Here is a 13,688-nt window from a genome sequence, read left to right on the forward strand (position 1 = left end):
ATAGGCAATATTTCAATCTCCCTGATTGTTGCTATACTGATTATTTTTCTATTTATTAAGTGGATAAAACCTGACTTTTTGCAATTCAAAAAAGAGCTTCAACAAAAACCTGAAGGATTATTAGATCCAGATGATAAATACAATAGTAAGAAAGTTGCAAAAGAACAGGAATTGAACAAACTTTTGGATAAAATCAACAAAAAAGGTATTGACAAATTATCTAAAGAAGAGAAAGATCGATTAGAAGAGCTATCTAAATAAAACTTAATTCCGGGTCAGTACATTTTCTCCTTAACTAACTAATTACTAAATTAGTAACTCACATTTAATTTAAAAATTATGGGCAAAGGAGATAAAAAAACACGACGCGGTAAAATTTACAGAGGATCCTATGGCAGATTAAGGCCTCGTAAAGAAACTACTATATCATTAGCTTCAAAACCAAAAGCTAAGGCAAAAACAACTACCAAAGCTAAATCAACTGCTAAAGAAGAAGAATCAGCGTAATTAAAACCTACTTCACAATATATTAATTGAAATAAAATATACAAACTGTGAGTGCTACCTTATAACGCTCACAGTTTGTAAACCATGATTATCTATTTTATAATCATCACCTTTCTCACCAACCTCTTTTCATTTTCAATTTTTGCTACTAAAATATATACTCCTGATTTTATAGATAACACATCTGAAACTAACCAATGATTTCCTGAGGTTAAATTTTTATTGGTTAAAAAACTCTGCCTTTGTCCATCCAAACTATGTAAAGACAGTTCTATGTTACCATTGGATTGTTTATTTATTAGCACCTGCATTGTAGATGTTTTCTGATCCATAACAACTTGTAGAATTTCAGAATTTAGAGATTTAAATTCTTCAATATTTGATACTAGTGTTTGACTAGAATTGCAAGGACCTATTAACTCCCAAGGTCCCCAAGGACCACCCGTACCAGGCTCATTATTTTGTGTCCACCATTTGTTTTGATATACAAATTCTTTATGAGATACCTTTACTCCACCTTGAGAGGGATAAATTCTAGCTGGATCCCAAGGCGCAATATCATTGCAACCCCCATTAATAACTTCTTCTATCATAATAGTTACCTCATCTGTAGCCGTTCCTCCTTTATCATCTGTTACCGTTACCGAGATTGCATGTAATCCAAAAACAGGAGGCAACCAGTTAATATTATTGCCTTCTGATAATAAATCGTCATTTACTTTAAATTGAATAGAAGTTATCGTTCCATCAGAATCTGAGGCATCAGCTGATAAAATGATGGTTGTTAATACCTCTTGATTAAACACCTGTCCATCGGCGGGTTGGGTTATAGAAACCGTTGGTAATTGATTATCCGTGATCTCATTGATAGTAATCGTTACCTGATCTGTAGCTGTCCCTCCTTTATCATCTGTTACAATTACAGAAATTGTATATGATCCAAAAGCAGGAGGCAACCAATTGATATTATTGCCTTCTGATAATGAAATATCATTTACCTTAAATTGAACCGAAGCTATTATACCATCTGTATCTGTGGCATCAGCCGATAAAATGATGGCTGTTAACACTTCTTGGTTAAATACCTGTCCATCGGCGGGTTCCGTTATGGATACTGTGGGTAATTGATTATCTGTAATCTCATTGACAGTAATTGTTACCTGATCTGTAGCTGTCCCTCCTTTATCATCTGTTACAGTTACAGAAATTGTATGTGTTCCAAAAGCAGTAGGTAACCAATTGATATTATTGCCTTCTGATAATGAAACATCATTTGCCTTAAATTGAACAGAAGTTATTGTACCATCGGTATCTGTGGCATCGGCCGATAAAATGATGGCTGTTAACACTTCTTGGTTAAATACCTGCCCATTTGTTGGTTGTGTTATAGAAACTGTAGGCAATTGATTCGTGTCAGAATCACACGGACCTTCTTTTCTCCAAACTGAATTTTTCCCAGGTACATGATAGCTTTGAGCAAACCAGCTATTACTATAAATATATCCTTCATAAGAAACCTTAGTGCCACTACCTCCATAATCTTTTGGTTCCCACGGTTGAATTTCTCCACAAGGAGTAAAAGTCGTATGCAATGATATCAATGATGAATATGATGAAATTACTTCTTGATTAATTGATCTGGCTTGAAGTTCATATTCTGTATTAGGAAATAAATCTACCAGTTGTGCGGTCGTGCCTATATTGATAGCTCGAGTTAACCATGTACTACTACTTTTAGGTTTATACCTCACTTCATAATTCAAAGCCCCCTTCACGTCGTTCCATTGCAGGTCTACTTTAGTCTCGGCAATGGTAGAGGCAATTATATCGGGAGCTACCAATAAAGATGGTTTGGTAATAAATGTAGTAGTACCAGAATAAGGAGAAGTTCCAGAAGAATTGATTGCTCGCACTTCTATATCGTACCATTGTCCATCTTCTAAGCTAGTTAAATCTTTAGAAGTTCCAGATACATTTATTGAATTCCAGGAAGTTGTTTCAGATTTTTTATATCGAATCTCAAAATTAGTTGCTGCTGTAAGAGATTTCCAATGTATTGATGCCGTATTCTCAGTAGTATTAATCGCTCTTACTGCTATAGGGATATTCATGTTTTCTGCAACTCGTAGTGCCTGGAAAGCATTGAGTCTACCTGTTCCTAATTTACCGGCATATGCAGGATTTTGGTAATCTATAAAATCTGTGGTTCCTTCTATAATTGCCCGTACCTGATCTTCACTAATATTTCCATAAGCTTTGGATATAATTAGCGCAGCAACTCCAGAAACGTGTGGACAAGCCATCGATGTTCCTCCAGAAGCTCCATATTTATCATTATTTATAGTACTTATAACTCCTGGTTCTCCTTGAACGCCTCTCTGTTCTCCTCCTGGTGCAGAAAGGCTTGCTTTAACATTATAATTTGAATATGACGCTCTTTCGTCCCTGTTATTTGTAGCTACTACTCCAAGTACTTTTTCTTGTTCTGGATGTGGATCCATGGTTTCTGAATCATCATTACCCATAGCAAATACAACAACGCCCCCATTCATAGCTTTGCCTGTGCCTCCCGCAGTATTTATAAAATAATCTATTGCTTCTAATTGAGAAGGAATATATACCGAAGGAGATGTACCCCAGCTATTTTGGGAGATTACTGCTCCATTATCTGCAGCATATATAAAATATTCTGCATTAGATTTTGGACCAATAATCCCACAAGACATTAATCGAACTCCATCGTCATTTCCTGTTCCTCCTGCAATACCAGCCACACCGATCCCATTGTTAGTTTCGGCAGCTATAGTACCTGCTACATGAGTACCATGACTTACTTTGGGTACAATTGTACCTGTATCGTTAATAAAATCATATCCGTGAATATCATCGATATAGCCATTATTATCATCGTCAATACCGTTACCTGGTATTTCTCCAGGGTTGACCCACATATTTCCAATTAAATCGGGATGAGAAACATCAATATTCTCATCTCCTACAGCGACAATTACTCTAGAATCTCCTTTCTCTATAGCCCAAGCTTGCTCTAATTTAATATCGCTTCCAGGAATTCCTTCTTCCTGCCCTGTATTATTATAATGCCATTGTTCAGGATAATTTGGGTCATCAGGAGCTCCATTAAAATTATTATTTGTAGAAACAGTCTTTTTTATCATTTCTTTTGATAGTAGTCCATCCAAAACCAAATTATCATAATCATCTTGAAGCTTTATTTCATAAACAGCACTTACTATATCAATTTCATCTAATGTTTTATATTGTCGAAGTACCAGCTCAAGGTCTTTGTTTTCATCAAATTCGAGCTCATACCATAGGTGCAATCCATAAGCAATATGTTTTTCTTCAAATCTGCCTGCTGGCCTAAACACTCTTTTCATTGATTTTACTCCAAATTGCCTGTTATTTTCATCAATCTTTCTAAATCCGGTTTTGATATATTCATTTTTTTTAAAAGGTTTAAGTTTTCCGGATTCTACAGATGTTTTTTGAAGCATCTTATCCAGTCTTTTGGTTTGATCAGGTGTAAACTTTACTTGAATTACTCCTTTGCGTTCTCCTTTTTTATTGGTTTTTTGTTGAGAGAAGATACTAAATGGTATGATCAAGATGACGATCACCAGAAGCATTTTAATTTTTAATACACTCATTGTTTTTTGGTTTTAAGAGTTTTATATTAAATGATATTGATTAGCAGTAATCATGTTTCACCGACAAGCTTATGTAAATCAAAATATTTTATCATCGATTGAAAATTAGTAGTAAGCCACTTTTTTGAGTAAATGTGTTGGAAACCATTCACTAAATCCAGCAAACCACATAATTTAATAGAACAGTTACGTCCTACTTCAAAATCATTATTTTTCTTATCTCTGAAGGTTTCTGATTTATTTCTGATCGTAATACATAAAGGCCTCCACTTATTTCTCCTATATCAATGAATAATTCATGTATTCCTTTTGACATTAAATCATTTATCAACACTTTAGAATATCTACCATCAATACTGTATAAAGACATTTTTATATTGCCTAAAGATTCTTGATAAAGGAGTATTTGCATTTTTTTGGTTACCTGATTTATTCCTATCCTGATATTTTCATTATTAGTAGTATTTGATGTTATAGACATTGAAGATGCAGCATTGCACGGACCAATCAGTTCCCAAGGTCCCCAAGGACCACCAGTGCCAGGTTCATTATTTTGTGTCCACCATTTATTTTGATATATAAATTCTTTATGAGATACCTCTACTCCTCCTTCTGAAGGGTAAATTCTTGTTGGATCCCAAGGTGTAATACCATTACAGTTACCGGCAATAACTTCTTCTATTGTAATCGTTACCTGGTCTGTAGCTGTGGCTCCCTTATCGTCTGTTACGGTTACAGAAATTGTATGTAAACCAAAAACAGAAGGTAACCAGTTAATATTATTTCCTATAGGTAGCAATACGTCATTTGCCTTAAATTGAACAGAAATTACAGTTCCATCAACATCTGTAGCCTCAGCTGATAAAGTAATTGCTGTTAACACTTCTTGATGAAATACCTGTCCATCGCTGGGTTGCGTTATTGATACTGTAGGTGGTTGATTATTTGCACTCTCACTTATTGTAATAGTTATCTGATCTGTAGCGATCGCTCCATCATTATCGGTCACAGTCACTTTTATGGTATATGTTCCAAAAGCAGTAGGTAACCAACTAACGTTATTCCCTTCTTGAAGTAAAGTTGCATTAACCTCGAATTGTAAGGTATTAATAGTACCATCACTATCTATAGCATTTGCTGATAAGGTAATTTCTGTAAGTGTTTGTTGTACAATTGTTGTGTTATCTTCGGGAGTCGTAATGTTAACTATTGGAGGCTGGTTGTCTCCTGTTCCTGTACATTCCTCGATTTTCAACCATACTTCATGAACTCCTGGAATATGATTAGATTCTGCCCACCATTGATTTTCATATATAACATCCTGATATGCAACTTTTGTTCCTTTAATTCTATATTGCTGGGGTTTCCACGGAGCAATATCTCCACATTTTGAAGTTTTGGTTGTAAAAAAGGCTATGGCCGAATACGCTGATTGTACAGTATCATTTGTAGCCTTAACCCTAACATTATAAGTTGTTTTTTGTGTAAAATCAAACAAACTTGCTTCTGTTTCTTGATCTACTTGAACTATTTTCCACTCTGAATTACCTTGCTCCTGATACTCTAATATATAACCTGACGCACCCGATACAGCATTCCAGTGTATACTTGCACTGGTTTCGGTAATATCGGTAAATGAAATTCCCAAAGGAGGATTCAGTGATGATACTTTGGTTGTAAACTCAAATATATACGAATATGGTGATACTCCGGATGCTCCTGAAGCGTTTACTTGTACTTCATATAATTGTCCTTCTTCTAAATTATTTAAAGATATGGTAGTTGAAGCTGCTGAAACAAGAGTCCAATTGTTTTCGGTACTTTTTTTATATCTTATATTATATTGTTGTGCACTTGATATTTGACTCCAATTGATATCTGCACTTGTTTGGGTTATATTTTGTACTCGTAATCCTAGCGGAATCCCTTCTCCATTTCCTACTTGTAGTGCTTTATAAGCATTTACTCTTCCTACTCCTAATTGGTTTTCAAACCCTGGATTAAGATAGTCAATTGGATCTGTGGTTCCTTCTAATATTCTTCTCAATTGTGTAGCGGTAATATCTCCATAATTTTTTGATATTACCAATGCTGCTACTCCTGACATATGAGGACACGCCATAGATGTTCCTTGTTTATACCCATAACTTTGATCAGGTACCGTACTTAAAACTCCTCCTTGTCCTTGTCCTCCTGGAGCTGCAATATCCACCCAGTTTCCATAATTTGAATAGCTTGCTTTTTGATCTTTATTATTTAAAGCTGAAACCATAACAATAGATTCATGAGTGTTGGGATATGTAGATAAGTTTGTATTGTCATTAGCTGCCGAAAAAAATACAATTCCTCCATTCATAGCTTCATTTGATCCTCCGGCATTAGCAATAAAATAATCCACTGCTTCTTTATGCAGTTGAATGACGTCGCCCGTAAATCCTCTAAAGCTATAACTGTTTTGGGATATAACAGCTCCATTATCTGCCGCATACACAAACGATTCTGCTCCTCCATTAGGTACACCTGATCCTATTACAGGGCATGCCATTAATCGAACTCCATCATTGTTTCCTGTACCACCAGCAACTCCAGACACTCCTATCCCATTATTGGTTTCTGCTGCTACTGTTCCTGCCACATGAGTACCATGATCTCCTGCCGGAATAGTGCTAGTATTATTGATAAAGTTATATCCGTGTATATCATCTATATAGCCATTGTTGTCATCATCTATACCGTTTCCTTGTATTTCTCCAGAGTTTATCCATAAATTACCTATCAAATCAGGATGATTGACATCTATACCGCTATCTTGTATTGCTACAATCACCCTAGCATCTCCTTTTTCTATTTCCCAGGCTTCTTCTAAATGGATGTCTCTTCCTACGGTTCCGTTTTTTTGTCCTGTATTATTGTAATGCCACTGATCTTTATACATTGGATCATTTACCACACTATTAACTTGTTTATTTTTATAATCGGTTACTGTAGCAATTGTTTTTTGAACGGTATTGTTTCCATCTATTAGTTGTATTTGATATACAGGTTCTGCAATTTCAATAGACTGTGCTTCTTTATAAGCGTCAACTACTTTATCTACTTCTTGATTAGCCTCAAATACTAATTCGTACCATAAGTGTAGTCCGTTTTTTCTATGCTTTTCTTCGTATTTTCCAGCTGGTCGAAATATTCTTTTTAAAGAACTCACTTTAAATGTTTTATTTCTCACATCCATATCTTTAAGGTTTAGGCGAACATATCCTTCTTCCTTTTTTGCAGCTTTTAAAGCTTTTCTTTCGAACTCTTTATCTAATTTTTTTGTTCGATCTGGTTTAAATTTGATATGGAGCACATTTTCATACTGTCCCTTTTCGTTGATTTTTTGTTGTGCTGTTATGATTTCAAAAGAGAAAAAAAGGATAATGATTACGTAGAATTTAAGTTGGTTTTGTTTCATTTTAAAAGTATTTATGATTAGAGATCTATGCATAATGTTGCTCAACTAGCAAGTGTATTTCTTTACATAACATACGGCAACAAAAAGGAATGCTGAATAAGGTTTCCTTACGACACTTTGTGGAATTTTGAAGAATTAAAATATAGCGTCTCCTTCTTCATTTTCTTTAAAGTATAGGAGATAGCAGGCCATAAAAACAAAGAATTTAGCCTCTGACTTATCTTTTATTATTCTTAACATCATATAACTGATAAAGTCATATGATATAAGAACTTTTATTATACTATTAAATAAGTTGAAATTGGTTAACGTATGTATGAAACCTGGATTTAAAAACAGAAATGCCTATTGGCTGTTAATTCTTTGTGCTTTTTTCATGTGAGTTAGTTTTGGTTATAAGTTGATTATAATTGCGTGTAATGATGTATTTAAATTCTACAATTATCTACTTATTTCAAAAAAAAATAGTTGAATAGCACAATTATCCACATCAACAACTTATTTTTATTGATATCAGGTATTTTCTTAAAAAGTAATGGAAAGAGACAAAAATAAAATATTTATAAACTCTTTATTACAGCAGAAAAAGGATAGAGTTAGAAAAACTCTTTATACTGTAGCACTCTAAAATCCAGCGTATTGAATTTAGGGTTTTTACTCTTAAGGTCTTTGTATTTTTGCATGCTCCCTATAGCACGATTAGCTGCTCCTGAAGGTGCTGTTAACGATACTGTTTTAACAATTCGATCTTCTAACTGTACGTTATGCACTCTAGGAACATCATTGGATACCAATTCTAATTTGAGATCATACTCTTTAAGATGTTTTCTAAAGAAATATTCTGGCCCGTTTTTACTATTACCACCTGTAAAAATCAAAGTATCTATTGTAGGATATTTTTTTAAATATCCGATTATATCTCTTAATTCGATATCCTTCATACCTAGATCAGAAGCATCGATCTTTTCTCGTTTACAACTTTGCACAATATCACAAACTCCTATTTTCTTTTGAGTAAGAAAGTCTTTTCGTTGATTCGCTGCATATCTGGTAGTTTCATATTTCAAATCAAGTTCAAAAATTTGATCTAGTACTGGCCAAAGCAATCCGTTACTACTACCATAACAAAAATCAACATCTCTCTCATTAAGATCTCTTGTTGTAAATCTTGGAGGAGGCAATGTTCCAACAATTATTTTGGTAACTCCTTTAGGAAAAAAAGGTTCATACGGATGTATATGATGAAACAAATTATGTGTCATAAATTCAAAATATAAAATTCGAAGGTAAAAGTTTTATTAACGTTAGGGATAGCAACGACATCCTTTTTCTGTTTTCTAAGATATGAAGAAAGCAGAAAAAGATATAGTGAATAGCCCGACCTGATCTTGAGTTATCCAGATCAGGAAACGCTCAAAAACATAAACTGCTATAATTTTTAAAACTGAAAATAAATAAATGGCTGAAAATCTGCCGCATACGTTTGATAACAGATAATAGCTACTACAATTGCTACTAGCGCTTTTATAAGAAAATTACTTTTTACAAATGCATTTTCAATCCAACCTTTTGTGCTATATGGCAACCAATGTGTGATATACCCAATAAGCATAACAATAAATACTGCACGATACTCCCATAATACAGCTAGCGCATTTTGCCAATCCATATTAGTTGCTACTTGTTGATAAAAACGATCAATATGATCCATGCTATTACCTCTAAAATAAATACGTGTAAAAGTGATAAAGACAAAGGTCAAAGCAATTCGCCATAACAAAGCGTACCAGGCTTTAGAATTTTCATAGGGACTAACCTTTCGCCAATATTTATAGGTAACTATTCCTATCCCGTTAAGTCCTCCCCAAATCACAAATTTCCAGGAAGCGCCATGCCACAATCCTCCTACCAACATGGTAATCATAATGTTTACATTTCGATTAAAATGCCAGGCAAGAGTTGAAGAAAACAGTGTAACAATCAAAAACACTCCTACGCCAGTAACTGCCAAAAGTGCTGTTGCATAGTCTGATACAGCAAAGACTCCCAGAAAAGTGAATACTAATATAAATGCATATGAAAAGATACTTCCGCTACGGTTACCTCCTATTGGAATATACAGGTAATCTTTAAGCCAACTTGATAGAGAAATATGCCACCTTCTCCAAAAATCTCCACAGTGGATCGCTTTATAAGGTGAATTAAAGTTTACCGGAAGCTTATATCCCATCAATAAGGCTAATCCTATTGCTATGTCTGTATACCCTGAAAAATCGCCATAGATTTGTAAAGAATATCCAAACATTGCCATAATATTAGTAAACCCAGAAAACATCTCCGGAACATCAAAAACGCGATCCATAAAATTGGCAGCGATATAATCGGCAAATAACATTTTTTTGATTAATCCTTTCAAGATCATAAAAGATGCTTTTCCGAACTCTTCTTTAGTAATATTAATTTCTTTTCTGATCTGAGGAACAAACTCGGATGCTCTTACAATAGGACCTGCCACCAATTGCGGAAAGAAACTAACAAAAAAACCAAAATCTATAATTGAATTAAGCGGTTTAATTTGTTTTCTATATATATCCACGCTATAACTAATAGTCTGGAAAGTGTAAAATGAAATTCCTACTGGTAATATAATGGTATCGACTGTAAAATAATCAATCTCAGAAGCAGTGTTTGCCCAATGTGCTAGGTAATTAAATACTTCGTGTTTTGTATCAAAGAGGTTATTGTATGATTCTGTAAAGAAATATGCATATTTAAAATAACACAAAGTTCCTAAATTGATAATCACACTAATGGCGACCAGTATTTTCTTTAATAAAACTGAAGAACTTTTATAAATCGCTTTTCCGAGAAAGAAATCATTGACTGTACTAAATAACAGAATCCCAATAAAAAAACCACTGGTTTTATAATAGAACAATAAACTTATCGCAAAGAGATAGGCACTTCTTAAACTCTTTTTACTATAGATGATAGCATATATAAAATATATAGCTGCAAAGAATATCCAAAAATCCGCTTGAGTAAAGATTAATGGAGAATCTTCTGAAAAAGAAAATATATCTATAAGTCTATTCATTAATAATCTGATTCAAAATAGAATTTGGTTTAAGTTCTAACTCTTTTTCCCAAGAGTTTGCTAACGCCTGTAACAGGAGATCTGCCTTAATGCGATATCCCATCACTGTAAAATGAATTCGATCTCGTGGCATTAATTTGTTATTATACCAATCTCTAGATGAGTTATAACCACCCATAATTTCATAAAAATCCCAAACCGCCATCTTATGTTCCTCTGCAAGTTCATATATCATTTTTCTGGCAACTTTGGTTCTTGGATTTGGAAATTTCTTTTTATAGTATGAATCATTAGGAACCGTTAATAAAATGGCACAATCTGGATTCGCTTTTTGCACTAAGTGAATCAATTCTTTATAATATTGTTTATACTCTACTGGATTAAAATCAGGATGATAAGCATCATTAGTACCTACAGAAACTATAAATAGGTCTGGTTTATAGAGCATTAATTGTTCTTCAAAATATCGACATCGTTTATAATAGGCAAAACTAGCTCCATTTACTCCGATTGAGGTGTACTGGATCCCTTTATTATCATTCATTAATTCTATTCCCATCATAAGAAACTCGGGATCCTCAACATCTTTTATTTTACGGATACAAAACTCAATTTCTTCAACGTTTTTGGTAAAAGAAAATTCAATAAAATGTGCTTCTTTGTTTTCTTTTATTTCTGTGACCAAAGAATCTTCTTTAAAGGATATTTCATAATCGTCACTCCAATTATCATAAAAAACCCTCATTCTGTTGAAGTCATATAGGTTTTCATGATAATTATTCCCATTAGCTTTTATTTTTACATTAGATATGGTGTCTTTAAAAACAGCGGTTACTCCTGATAATCCCCAAGCCACGCTATCTTTACGTACAGAACATCTATATCCTTTCCATTCTCCATCATACTCTACTCTATAATTACCAGGATTATTGGTATGAGCTATACTAAACGGATAAATAAATCCACGTTGTCCTTTTGATGTGGGGCTCATTGTCTGGAGATAAGATCGAAGCCTATTTGAATAAATATCTGCCTGAATATGAGAGCCTCCTATATGAAAAATATGAAGGTTTTCTTCTCCTCCTTTTGCAATCGTATCTAGTTTTTGATATAATTTTGCAAAAGCCGGAGAGCTTTCTTTCATCTTAATCTTATTCGCTTTCCAGTTAACAAAAGTATATTTTTTTTGTACTGTATCCAGTACATAGGTTTGCGCCATAAGTGGCATAGTAAAAAGCCACAAATAGAAAAGTAGGTGTTTAGGTTTCATTCTCATCAGGTTCTTTAAGGTCAAGGTATAGGGCGGTAAAAAATAGTTCTGATATTATTTTGGTTCCTTTCCAGGTAAAATGCATATAGTCTTTGGCGGTCATTTTTTCTTCGACCCACAGCTCCATAGATCCTTTTCCTCCCATAGCGTCAAACATACTCCAATAAGCCACATTATTTTCGAGGCAGGTCTCCATCAACTTAGTATTAAGATATGGAAGCATTGGATAAGTTTCCATTTTTCCATTAACGGGTTGACACATATCGGTAGGACCTATAAAGATAAAACTAGATTTTTTTGCTCTTCTCCTGATCCAATTGATCTGCCTGGCAATACGTGCAGTATATTTATCTACATCGGTAGAATCTTTAAGATACGGCATTGTATTGCCTCCATATTGCATAATAACAATTTTGGGGTTTAATTGTCTAACCATTCTACCATAAGTAGCTCCGTTTGAATTTGCAAAAATAGTTCCTGAAGCTCCTCGCATAGCTATATTATCAATCTGCACTCTTGATCCTCCATCCAATGTTAATCCATAAAAATCAGCACTTATCTTACCTTCTAATTCGATTCTAAGATCTGTAGGAGTAGAAGTCGTTTTAATTTTATAGCGATGATATTTGCCATCGGCAATCAGGCTATCTTGTTTTATTAAAGTACCATCATTATATACAGATATTTTGATAGGTGTATTGGCATTACCATAATGCAAACCTATATTGGTAAATGTTCTGAATTTTGCAAATGATTTTTTTGATTTTCCAACTTTTATTGTGGCTTTGACAATAGGTAAAGAATCTAATGCAGTGCTATCAGGAATTTTTGATTGATGTGGTGTAAACCTTGATACCGATAAATAAGCTCCATATTTTTTATGCGAGAATTTTTTCTTGGTAGGGTCAAAAAATGCATATCGTTCCCAATTTTCACTAGGTTCAACAATAGCACTTATTTGTCTATATACAGGTTTTACAGGAATAAATCCAGGGCCACTACCTCCATACATACGCTGAAGTCTATTACGTAAATATGCTGTTATCCTATCTCCTTCTATTTGCGAGTCTCCGTAATGTAAAATCCTACAAGATCTTGAGGACAGCTTATTTCTCAACTCATTTACAAACTCAGGATTACTCTCTGGATATCGTATTCTCTCTAATTGTGTCGTATCAATTTTAGAAAAATCCGGTAACTGAAGTTTATCATTCTTAGTATCATTATTAATTGATACTGCTGTTTTATTTTCTTCGGTTTCGATTTCGAGAGGAGTTACAATCTCTGTAACCTTTAGAATATCTTGTCGTGTTAACGATGAATCTTTTTCAAGTCCTAAAAAAGTAGTATGTGTTGGGTATTTAACTGATACACCTTCATATGAAAAACCATCATCCTGTTTTTGAGCTTTTTTAACCGCACCTTTTTCGCTCAAAAACATGAGACCAAACAATGCTCCTAATATAAATAGGATAAATAACGATATTTGAATCGGTCTTACTTTCAATGTTTGAGAGGGATCTTTTACTTTTACTTTTTAGTAAAAATAAAAAGATTTTGGGAACTTCAAAGGTTTAGTTCGCAGTAGATAAGAGATAATTCTTAGTTTTTATTCGATTTAGATTAATCGATATTCTAGTTTCTTATAAAATAGCGTAAAGATGAGATAGAAATTCACCTTTACGCTATATC

General features: G+C 33.8%; 8 protein-coding genes. 2 read left to right on the top strand and 6 right to left on the bottom strand.

Going from position 1 to position 13,688, the window contains the following annotated elements; all coding sequences use genetic code 11:
• The first annotated feature begins 78 nt into the window (after positions 1-78).
• Together U0D62_RS01170 and U0D62_RS01175 are read left to right on the top strand one after the other, a co-directional pair.
• Entirely contained in the window at positions 79-261 is a 183-nt protein-coding gene (locus U0D62_RS01170; RefSeq protein ID WP_322193361.1) for a DUF6576 domain-containing protein, read from the top strand.
• A 78-nt stretch (positions 262-339) separates the two neighbouring features.
• Positions 340-507, top strand: coding sequence for a 30S ribosomal protein THX (locus U0D62_RS01175; protein WP_322193362.1), 168 nt, complete (start codon positions 340-342; stop codon positions 505-507).
• A gap of 92 nt (positions 508-599) precedes the next feature.
• On the opposite strand, the gene U0D62_RS01180 is transcribed toward U0D62_RS01175, so the two are convergent.
• The 6 genes from U0D62_RS01180 to U0D62_RS01205 all read right to left on the bottom strand — a co-directional run bounded on the left by U0D62_RS01180 (position 600) and on the right by U0D62_RS01205 (position 13,503).
• On the bottom strand, positions 600-4,175 hold the full coding sequence (locus U0D62_RS01180) for a S8 family serine peptidase (protein WP_322193363.1): 3,576 nt from the start codon (positions 4,173-4,175) through the stop codon (positions 600-602).
• A 193-nt stretch (positions 4,176-4,368) separates the two neighbouring features.
• Positions 4,369-7,629, bottom strand: coding sequence for a S8 family serine peptidase (locus U0D62_RS01185; RefSeq protein ID WP_322193364.1), 3,261 nt, complete (start codon positions 7,627-7,629; stop codon positions 4,369-4,371).
• 596 nt (positions 7,630-8,225) lie between these two features.
• Positions 8,226-8,891 carry a uracil-DNA glycosylase family protein gene (locus U0D62_RS01190; protein WP_322193366.1) on the bottom strand — a complete coding sequence of 222 codons (666 nt, stop codon included), beginning with the start codon at positions 8,889-8,891 and terminating at the stop codon, positions 8,226-8,228.
• 176 nt (positions 8,892-9,067) lie between these two features.
• Positions 9,068-10,726, bottom strand: coding sequence for an MBOAT family O-acyltransferase (locus tag U0D62_RS01195; RefSeq protein WP_322193367.1), 1,659 nt, complete (start codon positions 10,724-10,726; stop codon positions 9,068-9,070).
• Positions 10,719-11,996: a GDSL-type esterase/lipase family protein gene (locus U0D62_RS01200; RefSeq protein WP_322193368.1), complete on the bottom strand. Its 1,278-nt coding sequence runs from the start codon at positions 11,994-11,996 to the stop codon at positions 10,719-10,721. The genes U0D62_RS01195 and U0D62_RS01200 overlap by 8 nt, the downstream gene beginning before the upstream one ends.
• Positions 11,986-13,503 carry an SGNH/GDSL hydrolase family protein gene (locus U0D62_RS01205; RefSeq protein WP_322193369.1) on the bottom strand — a complete coding sequence of 506 codons (1,518 nt, stop codon included), beginning with the start codon at positions 13,501-13,503 and terminating at the stop codon, positions 11,986-11,988. The genes U0D62_RS01200 and U0D62_RS01205 overlap by 11 nt, the downstream gene beginning before the upstream one ends.
• Between the last annotated feature and the right edge of the window lie 185 nt (positions 13,504-13,688).

Origin of the sequence: Aquimarina callyspongiae (assembly GCF_034322225.1) — a bacterium.
In the GTDB taxonomy this organism is placed as follows: domain Bacteria; phylum Bacteroidota; class Bacteroidia; order Flavobacteriales; family Flavobacteriaceae; genus Aquimarina.